The 23,033-nt window shown below is 61.4% G+C and carries 18 protein-coding genes; 8 read left to right on the top strand and 10 right to left on the bottom strand.

The window, feature by feature from the left end; translation table 11 throughout:
* Nucleotides 1-3 precede the first annotated feature (3 nt).
* Nucleotides 4-1,194 carry an aminotransferase class I/II-fold pyridoxal phosphate-dependent enzyme gene (locus KVU_RS11995; RefSeq protein WP_013385507.1) on the bottom strand — a complete coding sequence of 397 codons (1,191 nt, stop codon included), beginning with the start codon at nt 1,192-1,194 and terminating at the stop codon, nt 4-6.
* Nucleotides 1,195-1,312: 118 nt separating this feature from the next.
* Complete coding sequence (locus KVU_RS11990; RefSeq protein ID WP_013385506.1) at nt 1,313-2,641, bottom strand: amidase; 1,329 nt, start codon at nt 2,639-2,641, stop codon at nt 1,313-1,315.
* Between the two features lie 83 nt (nt 2,642-2,724).
* Between KVU_RS11990 and KVU_RS11985 the strand changes: the two genes are divergently transcribed.
* Nucleotides 2,725-3,945, top strand: coding sequence for a UbiH/UbiF/VisC/COQ6 family ubiquinone biosynthesis hydroxylase (locus KVU_RS11985; protein ID WP_013385505.1), 1,221 nt, complete (start codon nt 2,725-2,727; stop codon nt 3,943-3,945).
* Here the strand turns inward: KVU_RS11985 and KVU_RS11980 are convergent.
* Genes KVU_RS11980 through KVU_RS11970 form a run of 3 tightly spaced genes read right to left on the bottom strand, consistent with a single transcriptional unit; the run spans nt 3,942 to nt 5,449 of the window.
* Entirely contained in the window at nt 3,942-4,187 is a 246-nt protein-coding gene (locus KVU_RS11980) for a hypothetical protein (RefSeq protein ID WP_013385504.1), read from the bottom strand. The two genes, KVU_RS11985 and KVU_RS11980, sit on opposite strands and share 4 nt — an antisense overlap.
* A 9-nt stretch (nt 4,188-4,196) precedes the next feature.
* Complete coding sequence (locus KVU_RS11975; RefSeq protein ID WP_013385503.1) at nt 4,197-4,904, bottom strand: response regulator; 708 nt, start codon at nt 4,902-4,904, stop codon at nt 4,197-4,199.
* A gap of 23 nt (nt 4,905-4,927) precedes the next feature.
* A complete protein-coding gene (locus KVU_RS11970) occupies nt 4,928-5,449 on the bottom strand; it encodes a MarR family winged helix-turn-helix transcriptional regulator (RefSeq protein WP_013385502.1) in 522 nt (173 codons plus the stop codon).
* Between the two features lie 147 nt (nt 5,450-5,596).
* Between KVU_RS11970 and KVU_RS11965 the strand changes: the two genes are divergently transcribed.
* Nucleotides 5,597-6,469, top strand: a complete 873-nt coding sequence (locus KVU_RS11965) for a branched-chain amino acid aminotransferase (protein ID WP_013385501.1) — start codon at nt 5,597-5,599, stop codon at nt 6,467-6,469.
* A 35-nt stretch (nt 6,470-6,504) separates the two neighbouring features.
* Here KVU_RS11965 and KVU_RS11960 read toward each other — a convergent pair whose 3' ends face one another.
* The 4 genes from KVU_RS11960 to ahcY all read right to left on the bottom strand — a co-directional run bounded on the left by KVU_RS11960 (nt 6,505) and on the right by ahcY (nt 11,722).
* Nucleotides 6,505-7,407 (bottom strand): DMT family transporter, encoded by a 903-nt coding sequence (locus tag KVU_RS11960; RefSeq protein ID WP_013385500.1) that lies wholly within the window; start codon nt 7,405-7,407, stop codon nt 6,505-6,507.
* Between the two features lie 107 nt (nt 7,408-7,514).
* Nucleotides 7,515-7,856 (bottom strand): DUF2853 family protein, encoded by a 342-nt coding sequence (locus KVU_RS11955; protein WP_013385499.1) that lies wholly within the window; start codon nt 7,854-7,856, stop codon nt 7,515-7,517.
* A gap of 153 nt (nt 7,857-8,009) precedes the next feature.
* Nucleotides 8,010-10,022, bottom strand: a complete 2,013-nt coding sequence (locus KVU_RS11950; RefSeq protein WP_013385498.1) for a TonB-dependent receptor domain-containing protein — start codon at nt 10,020-10,022, stop codon at nt 8,010-8,012.
* 305 nt (nt 10,023-10,327) lie between these two features.
* Nucleotides 10,328-11,722 carry an adenosylhomocysteinase gene (ahcY, locus tag KVU_RS11945; protein WP_013385496.1) on the bottom strand — a complete coding sequence of 465 codons (1,395 nt, stop codon included), beginning with the start codon at nt 11,720-11,722 and terminating at the stop codon, nt 10,328-10,330.
* An 84-nt stretch (nt 11,723-11,806) separates the two neighbouring features.
* On the opposite strand from ahcY, the gene KVU_RS11940 reads away from it, so the two are divergent.
* Entirely contained in the window at nt 11,807-12,379 is a 573-nt protein-coding gene (locus KVU_RS11940; RefSeq protein WP_013385495.1) for an HD domain-containing protein, read from the top strand.
* On the opposite strand, the gene KVU_RS11935 is transcribed toward KVU_RS11940, so the two are convergent.
* Nucleotides 12,372-12,923 (bottom strand): ActR/PrrA/RegA family redox response regulator transcription factor, encoded by a 552-nt coding sequence (locus KVU_RS11935; RefSeq protein ID WP_013385494.1) that lies wholly within the window; start codon nt 12,921-12,923, stop codon nt 12,372-12,374. The genes KVU_RS11940 and KVU_RS11935 overlap by 8 nt on opposite strands.
* A gap of 85 nt (nt 12,924-13,008) precedes the next feature.
* Here KVU_RS11935 and regB point away from each other — a divergent pair, with 85 nt between their 5' ends.
* The 5 genes from regB to addA all read left to right on the top strand — a co-directional run bounded on the left by regB (nt 13,009) and on the right by addA (nt 23,017).
* The gene (gene regB, locus KVU_RS11930) at nt 13,009-14,601 is read left to right on the top strand and encodes a sensor histidine kinase RegB (protein WP_013385493.1); all 1,593 of its coding nucleotides are present in this window, start codon (nt 13,009-13,011) and stop codon (nt 14,599-14,601) included.
* A 127-nt stretch (nt 14,602-14,728) separates the two neighbouring features.
* The gene (locus tag KVU_RS11925; protein WP_013385492.1) at nt 14,729-16,234 is read left to right on the top strand and encodes a PAS-domain containing protein; all 1,506 of its coding nucleotides are present in this window, start codon (nt 14,729-14,731) and stop codon (nt 16,232-16,234) included.
* Nucleotides 16,235-16,282: 48 nt separating this feature from the next.
* On the top strand, nt 16,283-16,735 hold the full coding sequence (gene tsaE / locus KVU_RS11920) for a tRNA (adenosine(37)-N6)-threonylcarbamoyltransferase complex ATPase subunit type 1 TsaE (RefSeq protein ID WP_013385491.1): 453 nt from the start codon (nt 16,283-16,285) through the stop codon (nt 16,733-16,735).
* Nucleotides 16,725-19,643, top strand: coding sequence for a double-strand break repair protein AddB (gene addB / locus KVU_RS11915; RefSeq protein WP_013385490.1), 2,919 nt, complete (start codon nt 16,725-16,727; stop codon nt 19,641-19,643). The genes tsaE and addB overlap by 11 nt, the downstream gene beginning before the upstream one ends.
* A complete protein-coding gene (gene addA, locus KVU_RS11910; RefSeq protein ID WP_014538051.1) occupies nt 19,640-23,017 on the top strand; it encodes a double-strand break repair helicase AddA in 3,378 nt (1,125 codons plus the stop codon). The genes addB and addA overlap by 4 nt, the downstream gene beginning before the upstream one ends.
* The last annotated feature ends 16 nt before the right edge of the window (nt 23,018-23,033 follow it).

Genomic DNA, 23,033 nt, shown 5'->3' with positions numbered 1-23,033 from the left:
GTGTTAGCCCCCCTCGGTGCCATAAAGGCAGTTACGGATCAGATGCAGCGCACGTTCGGTCGTGGCGGGGTCATCCACCAGCGCGACGCGGATATAGCCCTTGCCGGGGTTTTCGCCCGCAACGTCGCGCGACAGATAGGACCCCGGCAGCACGCGCACGCCGGTTTCAGTCCACAGTTTCACGGTCGCAGCCTCGTCGTCTGGCACCGGCAGCCACAGGAAAAACCCGCCTGCGGGCGGCATATAACCAGGGACATTGCCGAAGATCCGGTCGGCAATCGCGAACTTTTCCTGATAGAGCGCGCGGCTGGCGACCACATGCGCCTCATCCGCCCAAGCGCGTTCGGACACGCGTTGCAGCGGCATCGGCAGCGGCGCACCGTTATACGAGCGCAGCTGGCGGATCAGCGCGATCGAACGCGGCCCGCCCGCGGCAAAGCCAGACCGAAGGCCCGGCAGGTTCGAGCGTTTGGACAGCGAATGGAAAATCACCACGCGCTCAGGATCGGCGCCCATTGCATGGGCCACCTGCAACGCACCCGCAGGCGGGGTGTCGCGGTAGATCTCGGCATAGCATTCGTCGGCGAAAATCTTGAAATCGTGCTTTTCCGCCAGTGCGATCAGGGTCTGCCAGTATTCAACGCTGGCCACCGCCCCCTGCGGGTTCGCGGGCGAGCAGATATAGGCAATCGTCGTGCGATCGAGCACATCGGCGGGCAGCGATGCGAAATCAGGCAGGTGGCCAGTGTCGGCGGTGGCGCGGACATAGACGGGCTCGGCCCCAACCGACAGGCTGGCGATGGCATAGACCTGATAGAACGGGTTCGGCATCAGCACGACGGGTGGCTTGCCGTTTTTCAACTCCGGCGACAGCGCGACGGCGGCGTTATACAGCCCCTCGCGCGTGCCGTTCAGCGATGTGATCTGCGCGGGCGGCACGTCAATGCCATAGCGGCGCTGGAGCCATGCGGAAATCGCGGCCAGCAGCTCGGGCGTGCCCTCGTTCGGGGGGTATTTGCTGAACTCGGCCACATGCTGGGCCAGCACCTCGGGGACGAAATCGGGAAACGCGTGGCGCGGCTCGCCAATCGTCATCGACACGGGTGCGCCACCTGCGGGCAGGTGGTCGATCAGCTTGCGCAGGCGCGGGAATGCGTATTCCGGAAGACCGGAAAACCGCTCGGGTTCGTTCATGACTGCCTCAGGTTCGGGGTCGTTTGATGCCCCTTTGGCCTGAAAACTAAAGGAAACCCGACGTCCCTGTCCAGAAGAACGCGCAAAATCACGCGATCTGGGCGTGAAAATGTGGCTTTTATGTGGCCAGCGCGGCCTCGGCTGCCTTTGCAAGGCGCAACAGCGCGCCCTGCTGTGCGGGCAGCGCGTTCAAGAGCAGCCCCGTCATCGGCTGATCCAGCGGCAGGTTGACCGAGGCAAGGCCGAACAGATTGGCCAGCCGCGTATTGCGCAGGGCCTGCAGGTTCACCTGTTTGTAATAGGCGCTATCGCTTGTCAGTCGGCTGATGCTGGGCGCCGTAATCGGCGCTGCGGGACATAGGATGGCGTCATAGCCTGCGGTCGCGGACGCATAGGTGCGGCGCAGCGCGTGCAGCTCGTCCCAGGCGGCGATGTAATCAGGGGCCGCAACCTGCTGACCCGCCGAGATGCGTTCATAAATCTGGTCGAACATCTTATGCGGCGCGGGGGTGATATAATCGCGCCAATAGGCCCAAGCCTCGGGCGCGTAAAGCAGCGCGGCAAGGGGATAGGCGGCGGCAACCTCGGGCAGCACGATGCGGGTGATTTGCGCACCGGCGCGGGCCAGCCGGTCAAGGGCCTGTTCAAATGCCATGCTGACGGCGGGCTCTAGCCCTTCGCCAACCACCGTATCCATGACGGCGAGGCGCGTGCCGTGCAGGCTGGCGCCCGACAGATCCACAGCGGCACCGCCCAGCGCCGCATCCAGCAGCGCCGCATCCTCGACCGAGCGCGCCAGCGGGCCGATGGTGTCAAAGCGGCGGCACAGCGGCACTATACCCTCCAGCGGATGCGCGCCATGCGCGGGTTTGAACCCGACAAGGCCGTTCCACGCTGCAGGCAGCCGGATCGAGCCGCCGGTATCCGACCCGATTGCCCCCGCCGCAAGGCCGTAGGCCAGCGAGGCCGCCGCACCAGAGGATGACCCCCCCGGCACCAGATCCGGGCCGTTGATATTGGGGGGCGTCGCGGTGATCGGGTTATAGCCAAGGCCGGAAAAGGCGATCTCGCTGAGATGGGTTTTTCCCATAAAAACAAGGCCGGATGATGTGCCTTGGGCCAGAACGGGCGCATCGGCGGATGGGGTGCGGCCCTCCATCAGGGCGGTGCCGGCCTCGGTCGCGATGTCTTTGCTGTCGATCAGGTCTTTCCAACTGACCGGCACACCATCAAGGGGGCCAAGGCGGGCACTCGATTGTGCGCGGCTGCGGGCGGCGGCAGCCTCGGACAATGTGCGATCGGGCGCGGTGCGGGCATAGATGCGGGCGGCGTCAGGGTGGTTCGCTGCCGCCTCAAGGTAACATTCCGCCAGGTCCACGGGGTCGATTTTCCCCGCCCCGATCCCGCGTCCCAGATCAGCCGCTTTGGCAAACAACCATTCTTGCATCACGCATCCCCTTGCATTTCCCCCAGCCTAAACATGAGATTCCATGATGGACAATCGCCCGCGCGCATCCTAGCACCATTGGCATGGAAAACATGCGCGCAGATGTGCTGATTATTGGCGGCGGGCTCAATGGCCCGGCACTGGCGCTGGCGCTGACCCGCGCAGGTCAGCGCGCGGTGGTGATCGACGCACTGCCGGTGGATCTGCGCAGCGCCGACACATTCGATGGCCGCAGCTATGCTTTGTCGGCTGGCACCGTACGAATGCTTCAGCGGCTGGGCGCATGGCCCGCGGCCCATGCCACCGCGATCCGACAGATCAAGGTCACCGATGGCCGCGCGGGCGAAGGCCCTGCCCCCTTCATGCTGCATTTCAACGCCGCCGAGGGCGACAACGGCCCGATGGGTCAGATGATCGAGGATCGCTATCTGCGCCGCGCTTTGCTGTCAGCCATAGATGCCAATCCCCGCGTCACCCATATCGCGCCCGCAAAAGTGGTCGCCCAAAATGTGGATGCGCGCGGGGCCAGTGTCACATTGGACGATGGCCGCATGTTCCACGGGAAACTTTTGGTCGGCGCGGATGGCAAATCCAGTGGCACGGCGGAACGTGCAGGCCTGACGCGCAGCCCCCTGCCCTATCATCAGATGGCGATCACCTGCGCGATTGCGCATGAGCGGCCGCATGATGGCATCGCGCATCAGTTCTTTATGCCCGGCGGGCCACTGGCGATCCTACCCCTCACAGAAAACCGCAGCTCGATCGTCTGGAGCGAGGACGAGACCCGCGCCCGCGCGCTGATGGCGATGGATGATGCAGACTTTCTACAGGCTCTGCGCCCCGCTTTTGGCCGCTTTTTGGGGCAGATCAGCCTTGCCACACCGCGCAGTGCTTTTCCGCTGGCGCTGTCGCTGCTGGAGGCCTTTGTCGCGTCGCGCGTCGCGCTGGTGGGGGATGCGGCACATGGCCTGCATCCTGTTGCGGGCCAAGGGCTGAACGCGGGGATGCGTGATGTGGCGGCGCTGGTCGATGTCCTGACCGATGCCCGCAAGCGCGGCGAGGATATCGGCGCGACTGATGTTTTGGACCGCTATCAAAGCTGGCGCCGCCCCGAGGTGCTGGCCCTGGCCGCCGTGACCCATGGCACGACCAAATTGTTTTCCAATGACGATCGCCTGTTGCGCGGTGTCCGCGATATCGGGCTGGGCGTGATCAACGCCATCGCCCCCCTGCGCCGCGCCATGATGCGCGAGGCGGCGGGCATCACAGACAGCCTGAACGGCCTGCCGCGCCTGATGCGCTAGGCAGGAAAGACCTGAACAGCGAGGGCGTCGAGCGCCGCCGCATCCACGGGGCTGCGCTGCAATACACCGCGATGCAGATCATTCGCCGCGCCCGCGCGCTGTGCCATATGCGCCAGCAACAGTGCCGCCGCCGCGGGCAGTGCCAGATCATGCGCCAATGCAAAGCGTTTCACGGCTGGCTCGCGCATGACGATCCGATAGGGCGGTGCCTTGTCCGGATCATATCCGTTCGAGAAATTCACCCTGCCCCCTTATGCAGCGCCGCCATCGGTCGCCAGCATATAGCCCGCGCCGCGCACGGTTTGCAGATAGCGGGGCTGACGGCTGTCGGGTTCCAGCTTGCGACGCAGGCGGGTGATCTGCACATCGACGGCGCGTTCTTGCAACGGCTCGGGGCCGCGGCTCATTTCCTCGACCAGTTCGGTGCGGCTGACGACGCTGCCTGCCCGCGCGGCCAGAACACGCATCAACTGCGCCTCGGTCGCGGTCAGACGTTGCAAGGTGCCGTGAAGCCACAACTCGCCGCGATCCGCATCATAGCGCGCCGCGCCCATATGCAGAACTTTATGCGTGGGGACGCGCGCCTCGGCCACTGGGGTGCGGCGCAGGACGGCATTGATGCGCAGCAGCAGCTCCTTTGGCTCGAACGGCTTTGGCAGATAATCATCTGCACCCGCCTCGAGACCCGAAATCCGGTCCGATGTCTCGCCTCGCGCGGTCAGCAGCAGCACAGGCACGCCAAGTCGCGCGCGGATATCGCGGCAGAAATCGATGCCATTCTCGCCCGGCATCATCACGTCCAGCACGACCAGATCGAACTCGAGCCCCTCGAGCAGACGCCGCGCATGGGCGGCGTCGCGGGCGGCGGTCACAAAAAAGCCGCTCCGTTGCAGGAATTTTTGCAACAGCGCACGGATGCGCGCATCATCATCGACGATCAGCAGATGGGGCTGTTCCATTGCGGCCCTCCGGTGCCTTGATCCTAGCGCCCACCCGATGTGGAAGAAACGCCTGTTAAGCTTTCATAAATGCGTCTTTCTTCCGCGTCCATCATCGCTTCCAAAACGGTGCGGAATCCCGCAACAGCCACCGGCCCTGCGGCGCGATAGGCGCGGCGCATCCGTTCGGTCTGCACATCGGCCAGCTCGAGTTCCAGCGCGGTACCTTTGGTGGTCAGATAGAGGTGGCGTTCACGCTTGTCATCGGGGCCAACGCGCGATTCCACCATGGCATCATCAACCAGAACCCGCAGCACGCGGTTCAGGCTTTGCTTGGTAATGCCCAAAATCGCCAACAATCCGTTCACCGTTACACCCGGTCGGCGATGGACAAAGTGCAGCACACGGTGATGCGCGCGGCCATAGCCGTAATCCAGCAAGATCAGATCGGGATCGGCGGTAAAGCCGCGATAGGCGAAATACATCGCCTCGATTCCCTTGCGCAGCTGATCGTCCGTCAGGAACAGCAGTGCCTGACCGCCCTGAAATCCGCTGTTATCAGCCATGGGTCTTCCTCTCATTCTTTTGACTTAGAATACGTCAGTGTCGTTGACATTCCAAGTTCGAAGCGCTACTTACGCCTCAATTTCGCGCAACATTATATCACAAACCACGATGCTGGCGAAACAAAGTGAAATCAGGAGGGCACGGCAATGGCCGGGAACTATGACGATCGTGACGGCAAAATCTGGATGGACGGCAAATTGGTCGAGTGGCGTGACGCCAATGTCCATATTCTGACGCACGCGCTGCACTATGCCTCATCGGTCTTCGAAGGGGAACGCTGCTATAACGGCAAGATTTTCAAAGGTATCGAACATTCGCAGCGCCTGCGCGCTTCGGCGAATATGCTGGACATGGAAATCCCCTATTCGGTCGAAGAGATCGAAGCCGCAAAATACGAAATGCTCAAAGCGAATGGCTGGACTGACGCCTATGTGCGCGCGGTCGCCTTTCGCGGTGCAGGTTCGGAAATGGGTGTCTCGGCTGTTGGCAACCCCGTCCGTCTGGCCATCGCAGGCTGGGAATGGGGCGCCTATTACGGCGACGCCAAAACCAAAGGCGCGCGCATCGACATCTCGAAATGGAAGCGCCCCTCGCCCGAGACGATCCCCGTCGCCGCGAAAGCCGCTGGCCTTTACATGATCTGCACCATGTCCAAACATGCGGCGCAGGCCAAAGGCTATTCGGACGCGCTGTTCATGGATTACCGCGGCTATGTGGCCGAGGCGACCGGTGCCAACATCTTCTTTGTGAAAGATGGCGAGGTTCACACCCCGCTGGCGGATGCCTTCCTGAACGGCATCACGCGTCAGACCGTCATCCAACTGCTGCGCGACAAGGGCATCACCGTCCACGAGCGTCATATCGAGCCGTCCGAGCTGGAAACCTTCCAGCAGTGCTGGCTGACCGGCACCGCCGCCGAAGTGACCCCCGTGTCGTCGATCGCCGATATCTACAATTTTGAAATCGGCGCGCTGACGCTGGATATCGCCGAGACCTACGAGCGCCACGTGCGCGCCTAAACCACAAAGGGCGGCCTTCGGGCCGCCTTTTTCATTTAGACCGGCGGCGTTGCCTTGCGCTGGCGGGCGCGCTGTTGGCCCAGATAGCGTTCGCGCAGGATGATCATAATCCCCGCCGCGATGATAATGGCGGCCCCGATCAGCATGGTGATGGTTGGCACCTCGCTGAAGATGAAATAGCCGACGATCAGCGCAAACAGCATCGAGACATATTCAAACGGTGCGATCAGCGAGGCATCGGCATAGCGATAGGCCGAGGTCATCAGGATCTGTGCCACCCCGCCCGTCACCCCCACCAATACCAGCAGCGTAAACTGGAACGGCGACGGCATGACCCAGCCCCACGGCACCGTCAGCAGCGATAGCGCCGCCGATGAGATCGAGAACCAAAAGACGATGGAGGCGGTGCTTTCGCTATCCACCAGTTTTCGCACGATAATTTGCACCAATGCCGCAAAGAATGCGGCGCAAAGCGCCAGGGTGACCCCAATGGGGCTGCCGCCCTCGGCGCCCAGGCTGGGCCATAATACAATCAGGACGCCAGCCAGCCCCATGACGACCGCCGAAATGCGGAATTTGCGGACACGTTCGCGCAGCAGCACGGCCGCCAAAATCACCACCAGCAGCGGCGCGGCATAGCCGATGGCCGTCGCCTCGGGCAGGGGCAACAAGGCAATCGCGGCAAAGCCAAACATCATGCTGCTGGTGCCGATAATCCCCCGCATCAGATGACCCATCGGATTTGCGGTTTTCAGGCCTGTCCGCAACTCGCCCCGCATCATCAACCAGATGATGATCACGGGCGCCGCGAAAATAGATCGGAAAAACACGGATTCTCCAGACGGGATCTCGTCCGAGACGTATTTCACCATCGATGCCATGATCAGGAACAAAAGGACTGACAAGACCTTGAGCGCGATGCCGTGAAGCGGATACATCCGAATGCACTTTTAACGTTGGGGTTTCGCTTGCTCTGCCTGATCGCCGGCGGAAAGAAAAGCGGAAACAGGCCCGCCCGCCATGGGGCAGGCCTGCTGCAAAGAGGTCAGGCGTAGACCGATTCCTTGCCGAAATGCTTGGTCAGCATATAATAGACAACAGCGCGGTATTTATTACGCTCGGATTTGCCATAGGCCTCGACCACTTTGGCGATGGCGGCATCCAGATCAGGGCCGTCTTTCAGGCCCAGTTTTTTGACGAGGAAGCTGGCTTTCACCCGATCAAGCTCGGACTGGTCGCTGGCGGCAACGGTTTCCGCATCGGCGCTATAAATGGCAGGGCCAACACCAATGGTGACTTTGGTCAGCAGCGCCAGATCGGGCGTCACACCCAGTTTCTCGCGCAGGTCCGTCGCGTATTTCGCGATAAGATCGTCTCGTTTACCCATCATTCACTCCTTCAACATGAACATTGGCCAGATGAATAGGGCCATGTTCACCGCGGAATGACGTTAAGGCAAGCGCGTATTGCAAAAGAAAAGGGGGCCGGGTGAAACACCCAGCCCCCTCATTTACCTCAGGAATGCAACTAACCGAGGAAATTAGAAGCGCATCTGTGCGCCAAGGTAGACGTTACGGCCAGCGCCATTGCCGCTTTCGATGCCCCACGGCACATAGACTTCGTCCGTGGCATTGGAAACCTTTGCCGTGACGCTAAAGGCATCTGTCACGTCATAGGATGCGAAGACATCCCACAGGCCATAGCTTTCGGTGGTGTCCTTGGTCGAGAACGCAGTGCCACCCGACGTATAGCTATAGGTGACACCCGTGGTCAGCGCGCCGTTCAGGAAATGTCCGGCAACTGTCGCCGCATAGGTGTGCGACGGCTGCAGATCATAAGCCGAACCATCGGGAATATCCGAATCCGAGTCCGTATAGGACAGAACGGCCGAGATCAGGTCGCTCTCATAGGTGGCCTCGATCTCAAGACCTTCGGTGCGCGTCGTGCCATCGATGTTGACATACTGATAAGTCGTCAGCGTGCCCGCCGTCACGGTAGTCGTCACGTTGGTGATGTAGTTGTCGACATCCAAGATGTAATAGGCAACGCGGGCGTTCAGGCTGTCACCGGCGGTGAACAGGTTGTCTTTGGCGATGTTGAAGCCAAGTTCACCGCCACGGGCGGTCTCGGCCTCGAGGTTGGGGTTGCCGATCAGCGCGTGGATACCCATGCCATAGGCCGAATAGTCACGCACCGTATCCATCAGCGTTTCCTGCGCCGTCGGCGCACGCGAGGTTTGGTACAGCGAGAGATACGGCTGCAGCCAGTCGTTCGACTGATAGGCAATCGTGAATTTGGGATCGATGCTCGTTTCGTCGATATTCACATATTGGCTGGCAATCGGCGAGCCGGTGCCGCCAACGTAATCGCCTTCGACCTTATATTGCGACAGACGCACGGCGCCGGTCAGCTCCCACGGGCCGTTGACGAAAACATTTTCCGAGAACAGCGAAACACGCGAGCCTTCGCCCTGCACCGGGGTCAAGCCGCCATTATTGCCGCCGATTTCGTCAAAGTTGAACTCGAGACCATTGGTCGAGGTCAGATCAAAGCTGCCGACAGTTGCAACGCTGGTGTTCGACAGGTTGCCGCCATAGGTCTCGACCTCGTAACGGCGGCCGATGAACGAACCCGAACCCGTCAGGCTGCCAACGTTTTCGGTGCCGGTGAAGCTGTAATAGACGCTTGCACTCAGATCGATCAAATCGCCACTCGACAGACGATAGGACAGTTTGGCGATATCCGAGTTCATGTCTTGGTAATACGAGTTCGCGCCAAAGCTCGCCTCGTTGTGTAGGACAAGGAAATCAATGGATTGTGCGGCATCGATAGCATAGCCAAGGCGCGCCATGACAGCCTGTGTGTCGCGCGACGAATTCGCGATCGTGGTGCCTTCACCATCTTCGGTTTCATCAGAGGTGCGCTTGGTGATCGCCGCCATGACCGAATACTGACCCGAAACATAGCCCGCGCCCAAGGTGCGGGTGAAATCGCTGTCGGCCGTCCCATAGCTGAGACGTGCGAAGCCGCCAAAGCCCTCACCATCGACCAGATCCTCGGCACGCAACAGACGGAAGTTTACCGAACCCGCAAGACCAGCGCCGCCCGTCGTGACCAGCGCGCCGCGCGTAACGGTGATGCCCGACACGAAAGCAGGCTCGACATAGGCATAGCTTTCGCCATCGCCCGACGCCGGGTTGAAACGGTAGTTCTGGGGGATACCCTCGATATCCGTTGCGACACGGCCGTTGCCCGACAGGCCACGGATTGCAACCGAAACGCCGGGCTGGCCGGCTTCGTTGTTGTTGGTCATGACGCCCGGAACCTGACGCAGCACATCATCAATACGTGCCGTGCCGCCTTGGGCGGTGACCGCGCTGCCTTCCAGGATCGTGGTGTTCTCGCCCGCGTAAACCGGGGTGCCATCCTCGGAATATCCGATAACGATGCGGCCCAGGTTCGTCGCGCTATCTTGGGCGACGGCAGGAACGGCCAGCAGCGCAACACCCAGCGCGATGGCAGTTGTATTGATCAAGCGAATGCGGTTGTTCATATGCGAACGTCCTCGTTCAAAGCCCGCGCGCGCGAGCCGGAGAAATGGATGGGAGGCTGTGCAGAAAGCGGGATCATGATCCCGTCCTGACGATGCGCGCTTGAAGCTGGCTTTGGCTGCTGGTGCAGCGTGAAATCCGCTCTGGCTGGCGACCTGATGATGGCGTTGCCAGACCTGACAAAAAAGATCAACAATAATCGGCGGATTTTGGATTATGGCGCATTTGGGGCCATCACAATTTGATGACCTGCGGCAAAAACAAAACGGGCCGCACAGCGCGGCCCGTCTTTTTAGGCAGGCAGATCTTAGTAGCGGTAATGCTCGGGCTTGAAGGGGCCTTCGACGGTTACGCCAATGTAATCAGCCTGTTGCACCGACAGCTCAGTCAGTTTCACGCCGATCTTTTTCAGATGCAGACGGGCGACTTTCTCGTCCAGATGCTTGGGCAGGATATAGACGCCGGGGGCATATTCATTGCCCTTGGTCCACAGTTCGATCTGCGCCAGCACTTGGTTGGTGAAGCTGGCGGACATGACAAAGCTGGGGTGGCCGGTCGCATTTCCAAGGTTCAGCAGGCGGCCTTCGGACAGCAGGATGATGCGGTTGCCCGAGGGCATCGCGATCATATCGACCTGCTCTTTGATATTGGTCCACTTGTGGTTTTTCAGCGCGGCGACTTGGATTTCGTTGTCGAAGTGGCCGATATTGCCGACGATCGCCATATCCTTCATGCGGCGCATGTGTTCGATACGGATGATGTCGCGGTTGCCGGTGGTGGTGATAAAGATATCGGCCGTCTCGACGACATCTTCCAGCGTAGTGACCTGAAAGCCGTCCATTGCCGCCTGCAGCGCGCAGATCGGGTCGATTTCGGTGACGATCACGCGCGCACCGGCACCCGCCAGCGACGCGGCCGAGCCCTTGCCCACATCGCCATAACCGCAGACGACGGCCACTTTACCAGCCATCATCACATCGGTCGCGCGGCGGATACCGTCGACCAGCGACTCTTTACAGCCGTATTTGTTGTCGAATTTCGACTTGGTGACGCTGTCGTTCACGTTGATCGCGGGGAACGGCAGCTGGCCTTTCTTGTGCAGATCATACAGGCGATGCACACCGGTCGTGGTTTCTTCGGACACGCCTTGCAGCGCGGCGCGCTGTGCGGTGAACCAGCCGGGGCTGGCGGCCAGACGTTTTTTGATCTGGTTGAACAGGCAGATCTCTTCTTCGCTGGTCGGCACTTCGATCAGGCTGGTCTCGCCCGCCTCGACCCGCGCGCCGATCAGCACGTAAAGGGTCGCGTCACCGCCATCGTCGAGGATCATATTCGCCGTGCCTTCGGCAAACTGGAAGATCTGGTCGGTATAGGTCCAGTATTCCTCGAGGCTTTCGCCCTTGACCGCAAAGACCGGCGTGCCGGTGGCGGCGATGGCCGCTGCGGCGTGATCTTGGGTCGAAAAGATGTTGCAGCTGGCCCAGCGCACATCCGCGCCCAGCACTTTCAGCGTTTCGATCAGCGCCGCCGTCTGAATCGTCATATGCAGGCTTCCCGCGATACGGGCGCCTTTCAGCGGTTGGCTCTTGCCGAATTCCTCGCGCAGCGCCATCAGGCCCGGCATTTCGGTTTCAGCGATGTCCAGCTCCTTGCGGCCAAAATCCGCGAGTGCAATATCTTTGACGATGTAATCGTGCGCCATTGCGGCGGCTCCTTGATCTGATCCTTTGGGTTGCCGCAGGTTTAGCATTGGATGCGTAAAGGAACAACCAAGGCAGGAGCGATGATGCAGCGCGCTTGGCAAAGGATGCTATCGGGACGGCGGCTGGATTTGCTGGACCCGTCACCTTTGGATATCGAAATCGAGGATATCGCCCACGGCCTGTCGTTCGTGGCGCGCTGGAATGGGCAGACGCGGGGTGATCACGCCTATTCCGTGGCCGAACATTCACTGTTGGTCGAACAGATTTTTGCGCGCGACAATCCAGGCATGGCCGAGTGGCGGCTGGCGGCGCTGCTGCATGATGCACCGGAATATGTGATCGGGGATATGATCTCGCCGGTAAAGGCCGCTGTTGGATCAGGCTATGCCGATCTGGATACGCGGCTGACGGCAGCGGTGCATCAGCGGTTTGGCCTGCCCGCGCGCCTGCCTGCGGATGTGAAACGGCGGATCAAAGCTGCCGATAAAATATCGGCTTGGCTGGAAGCGGTCGAGATTGCAGGGTTCACCGCTGCCGAGGCGGATCGGCTGATCGGGCGCTGCACGTTGGGGGCGCGCGAGGGGCTAGCGATACGCTTGCGTCCCGCGTCCGAGGTCCGGGCAGATTTTATTGCCCGGTTCCAGTCGCTTACTTAGGGCTGCGCTTGGCCAGAATACGCTGCAAGGTGCGGCGGTGCATATTCAGGCGACGCGCGGTTTCCGACACGTTGCGGTCGCATAGCTCGTACACGCGCTGGATATGTTCCCAGCGGACGCGGTCGGCGCTCATGGGATTTTCGGGCGGTACGGGATGGTCGGATCGGCGCGCAAGCAGCGCATTCGTCACATCTGTCGCATCGGCGGGCTTTGACAAATAATCAATCGCACCGATTTTTACAGCCGCAACAGCGGTTGCAATCGCGCCATAGCCCGTCAGCACCACGATGCGACAGTCAGGACGGCTTTCCCGCAAGGCCTCGACCACATCCAGGCCGTTGCCATCTTCCAGCCGCAGATCAACGACAGCGTAAGCTGGCGGGTTCTGTGCGACCTCAGCTTTGCCGGCGGCGACGCCTTCGGCCAATTGGACCGCAAAGCCCCGCTTTTCCATCGCTTTTCCAAGACGTTTTAGAAAGGCGTCATCATCATCGACCAAAAGCAGGCTACGGTCCCTGCCCAGATCAAGTTCCTCGCTATCCATACGCTGATAACCTTTTGTCGCGTTCGATCAGGTGCCACCACGGGGGAATTGCCGGTGGGGGCTGCGCGCGCACCCTAATGCGCAGGTGAAGCAGCGTCAATCCGCCGCATATCCTGCGGCAAAACACGATCTTGTCGCAGTTTTGCGACAGATTCGCAGCTGGCCAAGGCTGCTGATTGATCATTTGCCGCGCAAGGCAGACAATAGCCGCACGAAACTTCGCCCGTCAGGACACAATATGGCTGCCAAACCCAACCTTGCCGGCGTAGACGACGCGCCCGAGCTATTTCCCGACGTCGGCAGTGAAAGCCATCTTTTCACCACAACGCGCGAGTCGAACCTGGTGCGGTTGCGCACGCTGGTTCTGGTGCGTTGGATGGCGATTTTCGGGCAAGTCGGCGCAGTTTGGGCGGCGGTGTCGATATTCAACCTGCAAATCGCTGTCGGCCCCGTTGCCGTTGCAATCGGCCTGTCGCTGGCGGTGAACGTGCTGTCGACGGTGCTGTTTCCGCAAAGCACGCGGCTATCGGCACGGCAGGCCATGTCCTTTTTGGTGCTGGATGTCGTGCAATTGGGGATGCTGCTGTATCTGGTCGGCGGGTTGAACAACCCGTTCGCGCTGCTGATCATGGCGCCGGTGACGATTGGTGCGACCGTGCTGACGCGGCGCGGCATTTTGCTGCTGGCAGGCCTGACGATTTTGGTGATCTCGCTGCTGCGGGTCTTTTATGTGCCGATGGTGCTGGCCGACGGGTCGATGCTGCAAATGCCGGATATTTTCCTGTTCGGCTTTTGGCTGGCGCTGGTGGTCGGCGTGGTGTTCCTGTCGGTCTATGCGCGGCAAATCACGCGCGAGTTGCAAAAGATCAACGAGGCGCTGCTGGCCACACAGATGGCACTGGCGCGCGAGCAGAAGCTGACCGACCTTGGCGGCGTGGTCGCCGCCGCTGCGCATGAGCTGGGCACGCCGCTGGCGACGATCAAGCTGGTCGCGTCCGAACTGGTGCGTGATCTCAGCAAGCAGCCCGACCTGCGCGATGATGCGATCCTGCTGCTGGATCAGGCCAACCGTTGCCGCGATATCCTGCATTCCATGGGCCGCGCCGGCAAAGAAGACCGCTTGCTGCTGCGCGCCCCGTTCGAAGCGCTGCTGCGCGAAGCGGCCGAGCCGCATTTGGCCCGCGGCAAAGAGGTTTTGTTCCTTGTGGCCGAGGATGTCGCCCCCGAATCAGGCCACCAACCCACCGTATTGCGCCGCCCCGAGGTCATTCACGGCTTGCGGAACCTGATCCAGAACGCGGTCGACTTTGCACATTCCACCGTGCGCGTGGAATATTACTGGGACCATATCCACCTGCGCGTGTGTATTCGCGACGATGGCGAAGGTTTTCCGCCCTCGGTCATCGGACGCATTGGCGATCCTTTTGTGCATCGCCGCCGTCCGGCAGAAAACGCCAATCGCCGACCCGGATATGAGGGGATGGGTCTGGGCCTGTTTATCGCTAAGACCTTGTTAGAACGATCAGGTGGGCGACCGACCTTCTCGAATGCGGTGCCGGAATTCGACTTTCCGGGGCATGGCGCAGTGGTCACCGTGGTCTGGCCGCGCGCATTAATCGAGGCGCCGCCCCTGGATATGATCGATGGATTTGGTGAAAATCGGCCATTTCGCATTTAACGTTTATACGCAGATTTACTCAACTTTTACGTGTTAATGCCTCCGCGTCAGCGCCGAGATATTAACCCGGTATTAATCTATTGATTGAAATCTCGCTCCAGGGAACGGCCGGGGCGGGCAATGAAAAATGCCATGGAATAGTCTGAACGGGATCACTGATCTGACGCCGCTGGCATTGGCCTTTTGGGTCTTGTCCATTTTGATATTTGTTACCGCCATTGCGGGCTTGATCACCGTAGGGTTGATCCGCCGCAAAAGGGATCAGTTGCGCAATGCGACGCAGCCGTTAGCCATGTTCCTATTTGATGACGGGGTGTTACAGGTCGCCGATGGGGATGCGCAGCAATTCATGCCAGGCGATAAGCAGCGCGCCTTTACGGAATCAACCCTGATCGCCCAACTGACATTGCGTTTTGCCGATCTGCCGCGGCGCATTGATGCGATGGGCGGGCATGGCTATCTCATGCTGAATGAAAACAATGGGCCACTTGCGTTGCGACTATTGCGGCGCGGGCCGTTATGCCGGATCGAGATGGCGACCCGAACAATGGCCGCGACCGATAGCGCCTCGTCCGAGGATCAAATCCTGCGCGCTATGGCAGAAGATAGTCCGCAGGCCATTTGGGTCACCGATCCTGATGGCCGCGTTTTATGGGCCAATGCCAGCTACTTAGACTTATTGCCGGCGAATGCGCCCGTCAGTTGGCCACTGCCGCAGGTGTTCAAGGATTCTGATGCCCTACGCACCAGCCTGACGGTCCAAGGGAAAGTGCACGACTTTTCCATCAGATCCAGTCAGCGCGGCCCACATAAGATGCATTTCGCGACAGATATTACCGCGATCACAGCCGCCGAGACTGCGCGCAAACAATTCCTGAATGGCATCGGTCAGATCTATGCCGGCCTGCCCATGGGTATCGCACTGTTCGATGCCAGTCGGCGCATGATGCAATTCAACCCGGCGCTGACCGACCTGACCGGACTGTCGACGGCTACATTACTGCAGCGTCCGACACTGGCAAACTTTCTTGACCACCTCAGGGATTCGCATCTGCTGCCCGAGCCGCGCGATTATCTGAACTGGCGCGCGCGGCTAACCTCGCTCGAGGCCGGCCACAGTCCCAGCCTGTCGGAAACATGGCATCTGGGGGATGGCCGCACGCTGCGTGTGACCGCCCAGCCCTACCCCGACAACGTTATGGCGCTGTTATTTGAAGATATTTCATCCGAGGTTCAAATGACCCGCGCCTTTCGGGCCGAGCTGGATACGCTGCATGGTGTGATTGGCGCGCTGGATGAGGCAATCGCGGTCTTTGCCCGGACAGGAACGCTGATCGTCGCCAATGCGGCCTATTACGACATGTGGGCGCTGCATGATGATATCGTGGCGCCGCTCTCTTTGGACAGCGAAATTGCCCGTTGGCACAGGCAGTTCGCCTCCGCCGCGCTGGCCCGGGCGACCACGGGGCTGCGCAACAGCGATCCGATTGCCCTTGATCTATGTTGGCATCCGTTGGACGATGAGACCGAATTGCGCGCAAATAGCATCGGAAGCGGCCGCGTGATGGTGGGGTTTCGCGCCATCTTGCAGGGCAGACGCAGTACTAGCGCAGGCATTCGCTTTAGCGCTTAGGGGCGCTTCACGCTTGCGATAAGCCGCGCCGCCTGCCACATCTGAAACATGCAACTGACCATTCTTCTTTCAAGCGAGGCCGAGACCGCCACGCTCGCCGCCCGTCTTGCACCGCGCCTTGCTGCGGGTGATATCCTGTTGCTGAACGGCCAGATTGGCGCAGGGAAATCCTTTTTTAGCCGCGCGCTGATACGGGCACGCCTTGGCAATCCGACCGAGGATGTGCCCTCGCCCACCTTCACGCTTGTGCAAACCTATGAGGCGGATGTGCCGATCTGGCATTGCGATCTTTACCGCCTGACCCATCCGGATGAGGTGATCGAACTGGGCCTGACCGACGCCTTTGACACTGCGATTTGCCTGATCGAATGGCCCGATCGCTTGGGCAGTATGACCCCTGCCAGCGCCCTGACCCTTGATTTCATCGCGCTTTCAGATGGGACGCATCAAGTCACCCTGACCGGATCAAAACAATGGGACGCAAAGCTCGATGATCTTTGATGAAAGCGCGCGCCTGTTTGGCCTGCCGCCGGGTGCAGATTTTCCTGCCGCACTGATCGCCGGTCTGCATGATCGCATGGCGGGCCGCGCGCCCGAGGACTGGGCCCGCGTCACCCTATATGTGAACACAGCGCGGATGCAGCGCCGCCTGCGCAACCTCTTTGATCAAGGCGGCGCGATGATCCTGCCGCGAATCCGGCTGGTGACGGATCTGGCGCTGGACCCCGTTGCAGCCGATCTGCCGCTGCCCGTTCCCGCCCTGCAGCGTCGGCTAGAGCTGACGCGCCTGATCGCGCGACTATTGGAAAGCGCGCCCGACCTTGCCCCGCGCGCGGCGCTTTACGATCTGGCCGATAGCCTGGCGGCGCTGATGGATGAAATGCAGGGCGAGGGCGTCAGCCCCGATGTGATCGCCGCGCTGGATGTGTCGGATCAATCCGGGCACTGGCAGCGTACGCTGGAATTTCTAAAGATTATCAGCGGTTATTTCGACCAGACCGGCCAGCCCGACCGCGAGGCGCGTCAGCGTATGGTGATCGAACGGCTTGTCGCGCACTGGCAAATCGCACCGCCCACCGACCCGATCATCATTGCCGGATCAACCGGATCGCGCGGCGCGACACAACTGCTGATGCAGGCCGTGGCGCGCTTGCCGCAAGGCGCGGTCGTGCTGCCTGGCTTTGATTTTGACATGCCAGACCATGCGTGGGAGGCGATCGGCAGCGCTGTCGCCGCCGAGGATCACCCGCAGTTCCGGTTCCGCAAGATCGCGGACGGGCTTGGGCTGGCGTTGCACGATATCCGGCCTTGGACATCGTCGAATGCCCCCGACCCCGCGCGTAACCGACTGATATCACTTTCACTGCGACCTGCGCCCGTGACCGACCAATGGCGGCTTGAGGGAAAGGATCTGGGTGATCTGAACCTCGCCACCGCGCAAATGACCCTGCTCGAGGCGCCATCGCCCCGGCTTGAGGCGCAGACAATTGCGTTGCGCCTGCGCGCGGCGCTGGACGAAGGACGAACCGCCGCGCTGATTACGCCAGACCGGATGCTGACCCGGCAGGTTGCCGCAGCACTTGACCTTTGGTCAGTTAAACCCGATGATAGTGCGGGTCAGCCGCTGCCATTGTCGCCGCCGGGTCGGTTATTGCGACAGGTCGCGCGACTGTTCGGCCAACGGCTGGATGCGGAAAGCTTGCTCTCGCTGCTGAAACATCCGCTGACACATGCCGATGCGAACCGTGGCCAGCATTTGCTGAACAGCCATGATCTAGAGCGGTATATCCGCGACCGGGGCATGCCCTTTCCCACAGCCACCGCCCTGCTGAAATGGGCTGGTCAAGAAAATGCACCAGATCATCGACGCGCATGGGCCGAGTGGGTCATTCATTTTACCAACGATCTGGATAGGATCAGCACACGCCCGCTGTCCGCTCATCTGGCGCATCTCATTGACACCGCAGAGGAAATTTCGCGCGGTCCAGCCCTGTGGGAGGAGGCGGCAGGTCGCAAGGCCCGCGCCGTCATCGCCGATCTGCAACTGAACGCTCCCCACGGCGGCGAGATGGAGCCACGCGACTTTACCGCGATCCTTGATGGTGTTCTGCGCGGGGCCGAAGTGCGCAATCCCGATACCGGCCATCCAAACCTGCTGATCTGGGGCACGCTCGAGGCGCGCGTGCAGGGGGCGGATCTGGTCATCTTGGCGGGGCTGAACGAAGGCATTTGGCCCGGTGCATCTGCCGCAGACCCCTGGTTGAACCGCGCCTTGCGCGCGCGCGCCGGGCTGCTGCTGCCTGAACGCCGCATTGGCCTTGCCGCGCATGATTATCAACAGGCCATCGCCGCCCCCGAGGTTTGGCTATCGCGCGCGATCAGGTCCAGCGATGCCGAAACAGTTGCCGCGCGTTGGGTCAATCGCCTGACCAATCTTTTAGAGGGGCTGCCCGACCAAAACGGTCCTGCCGCTTTGGCCGCAATGCGTGCAAAGGGGGATGCCTGGCTGGCCCGTGCCAGCGCTATGTCGCAACCAGACACACGCCTTCCCGCCGCTGCACGCCCCGCGCCGCGTCCACCGCTTGCCGCGCGGCCGACCAAACTCTCGGTCACCGGGATCGAGACATTGCTGCGCGACCCCTATGCGATCTATGCCCGCCATGTTCTGCGGCTGAACGCGCTGGGGCCGCTGAACCAAAGCGCCGATGCGCGGATGCGTGGCACGGTCATTCACAAAGTTTACGAGGATTTTATAAACTCGGGCACAGCGCCCGATGCGGCCCATGCCCTTGCCTTGCTTGATCAATTCGCAATTGCCGCGCTGGATGAGGACTGCCCTTGGCCCGTCACAGCACGGCAATGGTTGTCGCAGATCCGCCGCGCCGCGCCCTATTTCCTGCAAACCGAAGGCGAGCGTCAGGCGAAAGGCACCCCCACACTGCTGGAAAAGCGCGGCGAGATTGCCCTTGGCCGTCACGATTTCACGCTGGTCGGGAAAGCGGACCGGATCGACCTGCAGCCTGACGGACAGGCGCTGATCTATGATTATAAAACCGGCGCGCCCCCCAGCGCCAAAAGCCAGCGCTATTTCGACAAACAACTGCTGATCGAGGCAGCGATGATTGCGCGCGGCGCGTTCCAGCAGATCGGCCCACGTGATGTGGCTGGCGCGGAATTCATTGGCCTGGGGTCAAAACTTGCCACCGTGCCCGCCCCGCTGGATGAACTGCCGCCCGCGCAAATCTGGGCCGAATTGCAACAGTTGATCGACGCTTGGATGCAATATCCGCGTGGATATACCGCGCGCATCGCGCCGTTCGAGATGAAATATGCTAGCGATTACGACCATTTGGCGCGCTATGGCGAATGGGGCGACAGTGATCTGCCGCAGCCCGAGGATTTGGCATGACTGATTTAGCAACCCAGCGCCAGGTGCAGGCCGCGCGCCCCGACGCGTCGACTTGGCTGTCGGCGAATGCGGGTTCGGGCAAGACGCGCGTGCTGACCGACCGCGTCGCGCGGCTGCTGCTGGGCGGGGTCGATCCGCAGAATATCCTGTGTCTGACCTATACCAAGGCCGCCGCTGCCGAGATGCAGAACCGTCTGTTCCGCAGCCTTGGCCAATGGGCGATGATGGATGACGCGGCGCTGCGGGAAAAGCTGACCACGCTTGATGCCGCGCAATCCACTGATGCCGCGCAACTTGCGACCGCCCGCCGCCTGTTCGCGCAGGCGATGGAAGTGCCCGGCGGGCTGAAAATCCAGACCATTCACGCCTTTTGCGCCTCGGTGCTGCGGCGCTTTCCGCTGGAGGCCGGCATCTCGCCCGCCTTTCGAGAAATGGAGGATCGCGCGGCCGAGCTGCTGCGCGAGGATGTGGCCGAACGCATGGCCCTTGGTCCCGCGCGCGATCTGATTGATGGAGTCATGCGGCATCTGGGGGGTGGTAGTTTCAGCAGCCTGTTGGCCGCGATTACCGCGCGCCGTCAGGCCTTTATCGGCCCTGCCGATCACGCTGCGCTACGCGCCGCGTTGAACCTGTCCGCGACCGCCAGCCGCAATGATGCGCTAACCTTGGCGATCCAGCCCAGCGACCGGCAGTTGGCGCAAGAGATCAGCGCCGCTTTTCAGGGCCAGACCAAGACCTATACCGAATTCGCCGCGGCACTGAACCGCCTGCAATTCGACGCGCCCGGCGCGGATGATATGGCGGTGCTGCACCGGCTGTTCACCTTCAGCGACGGGGCCTCGAAATCGGGTCGGTTCCCGCAAGCGAACCATGCCAAAGCCGTCGCCGCGATGGAGCCGATTGCCGAGGCGGTCTTTGATTGGATGGACCGCTATGCTGCGGCGCTGGATCTGTTGAACAGCTTGGATACGCTAGAGAAAACCATCGCGCTGGATGATTTCGCGCGTGCCTTTGTACCCGCCTATGAGGCGGAAAAGCTGCTCAGTGGGCAGTTGGATTTTGACGATCTGATCGAAAAGACCCGCGCGCTTTTGCAAGATTCCGCTGTCGCGCAATGGGTGCTGTTCCGGCTGGATGGCGGCATCGACCATATTCTGGTGGACGAGGCGCAAGACACCTCGCCCCGGCAATGGCAGGTCATCGCCGCGCTGGCGCAGGAATTTGCGGCGGGCGATGGTCGCAGCAAGGCCGAGGCGCGGACGATTTTTGTCGTCGGCGATATGAAGCAGTCGATTTATTCGTTCCAAGGCGCAGATCCGCGCGAATTCCAGCGGATGCGCGACGATTTCGCGGCGCGCCTTTCCGATGCGGGCAGCGGGTTGAACACGCTGGCGCTAGAGCATTCTTTTCGGTCCAGCTGGGCGATCTTGCGTCTGGTGGATGCGGTGTTTGTCGGGCGTCAGGACAGCCTTGGCGATATCTCGACCCATATCGCGTTCAAAGGTGATCTGCCCGGCCGCGTCGATCTATGGCCCGCCATCCCCAAGGCCGATGACAAACGCGAAAATGGCGATTGGTTCGCTCCCGTCGACCTGCAAAGCCCGGCGCATCCCAGCCGCATTCTGGCCGATCAGGTCGCCGATGCCTGCGCGGATATGGTCGCAAATGCCTATCTGCCGAACCACGACGGCAAAACCCGGCGCAAAGTGTCCGAGGGCGATATCCTGATCTTGGTGCAGCGCCGTTCCGATATTTTTGCACATGTGATCGCGGCGCTAAAGGCGCGCGGGCTTCGCGTTGCGGGCGCCGACCGGCTGCGGATTGGCGCAGAGCTTGCGGTGCGCGATATCATGGCGCTGATCAAATTCCTCAGCCTTGCCGAGGATGACCTGTCGCTGGCGGCCGCGCTGAAATCGCCGCTGCTGGGGTGGAACGAACAGATGCTGTTCACCCTTGCCCATCACCGCCCCAAAGGCGCGCCGCTGTGGCAGGCCCTGCGCAGTGCCGATCATGCTGACACTTTGGCGATGTTGAACGACCTGCGCGATCAGGCCGATTTCCTGCGCCCCTATGATCTGATCAACCGGCTGCTGCTGCGCCATGATGGCCGCCGCCGCTTGCTGGCGCGGCTGGGGACCGAGGCCGAGGACGGCATCGACGCGCTGCTGGCGCAGGCTTTGGCCTATGAGGAAGGCAATATCCCCAGCCTCACCGGTTTCATCGAATGGATGGAGGCGGATGAGCTAGAGATTAAACGCCAATTGGGCAGCGGCGCGGACCAGATCCGCGTGATGACGGTGCATGGATCAAAGGGGCTCGAATCCCCGATCGTCATCATGCCCGACACCGCCAAACGCCGCCCCAGCAATGACGGCACGATCGCGCTTCACCCTGATGGCATGGCGCTCTGGCCCAGCAGCCCCGCGCCTGCCGCGGTGCAGGCGCTGCGCGAGGCCTCGGCCGAGGCGCGCGCGGACGAGAGCCTGCGCCTCTTGTATGTCGCGCTGACCCGCGCTGAAAGCTGGCTGATCGTCTGTGCCGCGGGCGAGACGGGTGAAGGCAGCGATAGCTGGTATGGGCTGGTCGAGGATGCAATGAAGGCGCTCGATACGGTGCAGGGCCCGCGCGGCATGCGGCTTGCACATGGCGATTGGGATGGCCTGCCCGTCGCAGCGCCATCCCAAACGACCGCCGCATCACCTGCCCCGGTCTCAGACGCGATTTTGACCGGCGCAGTTCCCGACATGCCAGTTGCAGCGGCACAGGCACTGTCGCCTTCCGATCTGGGCGGCGCAAAGATCGTGCCAGAGGAGCAATCCGTGCCGGATGACGCCTTACAAGAGGTCGCAAAGCTGCGCGGCACGATCATTCACCTCTTGCTGGAACATCTGCCGCAGATCGCACCGGCGCAGCGGCAGGCGCATGGCACCCAATTGATCAATCTGGTCGAGGATCACGCGCTGGCAGGCCCCGCCGCTGATCTTGTTGCTGATGCGCTGGCCATCCTCGAGAACCCGGATAATGCGATCCTGTTTGGCGGTGACAGCCTGCCCGAGGTGGCGTTGAGTGCGGCGGTTGGCGGCCAGCGCCTGCACGGGATCATCGACCGGCTGCAGGTCACCCCAGCCCGCGTCACGGCGATTGATTTCAAAACCAATCGCATCGCGCCCGCCTCGCCCGCCCAGATCCCCGAGGGGATCTTGCGCCAGATGGGCGCCTACCACGCGATGCTGGCGGCGATTTATCCCGATCGTGTGATTGATGTGCGCATCCTCTGGACGGCAAGCGGTCAGTTGATGCAGGTTGATCCAACTGCCGCGTCTGGGGCGCTGGGACGCGCCCTTGACGCTATGGCCCCCCAGCCCTACCTGTAGTGCAAGATTTATCGCC

It is taken from the genome of Ketogulonicigenium vulgare WSH-001 (genome assembly GCF_000223375.1).
GTDB classification, from domain to species: Bacteria; Pseudomonadota; Alphaproteobacteria; order Rhodobacterales; family Rhodobacteraceae; genus Ketogulonicigenium; species Ketogulonicigenium vulgare.
The sequence above is the reverse complement of the archived record's forward strand: the minus strand, read 5'-3'. Positions and strand labels throughout refer to the sequence as shown.

Coding starts and splice junctions, on each gene's coding strand:
- KVU_RS11995 (WP_013385507.1), bottom strand. CDS start 1,194: ATGAACGAACCCGAGCGGTTTTCCGGTCTTCCGGAATACGCATTCCCG.
- KVU_RS11990 (WP_013385506.1), bottom strand. CDS start 2,641: ATGCAAGAATGGTTGTTTGCCAAAGCGGCTGATCTGGGACGCGGGATC.
- KVU_RS11985 (WP_013385505.1), top strand. CDS start 2,725: ATGGAAAACATGCGCGCAGATGTGCTGATTATTGGCGGCGGGCTCAAT.
- KVU_RS11975 (WP_013385503.1), bottom strand. CDS start 4,904: ATGGAACAGCCCCATCTGCTGATCGTCGATGATGATGCGCGCATCCGT.
- KVU_RS11970 (WP_013385502.1), bottom strand. CDS start 5,449: ATGGCTGATAACAGCGGATTTCAGGGCGGTCAGGCACTGCTGTTCCTG.
- KVU_RS11965 (WP_013385501.1), top strand. CDS start 5,597: ATGGCCGGGAACTATGACGATCGTGACGGCAAAATCTGGATGGACGGC.
- KVU_RS11960 (WP_013385500.1), bottom strand. CDS start 7,407: ATGTATCCGCTTCACGGCATCGCGCTCAAGGTCTTGTCAGTCCTTTTG.
- KVU_RS11955 (WP_013385499.1), bottom strand. CDS start 7,856: ATGGGTAAACGAGACGATCTTATCGCGAAATACGCGACGGACCTGCGC.
- KVU_RS11950 (WP_013385498.1), bottom strand. CDS start 10,022: ATGAACAACCGCATTCGCTTGATCAATACAACTGCCATCGCGCTGGGT.
- ahcY (WP_013385496.1), bottom strand. CDS start 11,722: ATGGCGCACGATTACATCGTCAAAGATATTGCACTCGCGGATTTTGGC.
- KVU_RS11940 (WP_013385495.1), top strand. CDS start 11,807: ATGCAGCGCGCTTGGCAAAGGATGCTATCGGGACGGCGGCTGGATTTG.
- KVU_RS11935 (WP_013385494.1), bottom strand. CDS start 12,923: ATGGATAGCGAGGAACTTGATCTGGGCAGGGACCGTAGCCTGCTTTTG.
- KVU_RS11925 (WP_013385492.1), top strand. CDS start 14,729: ATGCCATGGAATAGTCTGAACGGGATCACTGATCTGACGCCGCTGGCA.
- tsaE (WP_013385491.1), top strand. CDS start 16,283: ATGCAACTGACCATTCTTCTTTCAAGCGAGGCCGAGACCGCCACGCTC.
- addB (WP_013385490.1), top strand. CDS start 16,725: ATGATCTTTGATGAAAGCGCGCGCCTGTTTGGCCTGCCGCCGGGTGCA.
- addA (WP_014538051.1), top strand. CDS start 19,640: ATGACTGATTTAGCAACCCAGCGCCAGGTGCAGGCCGCGCGCCCCGAC.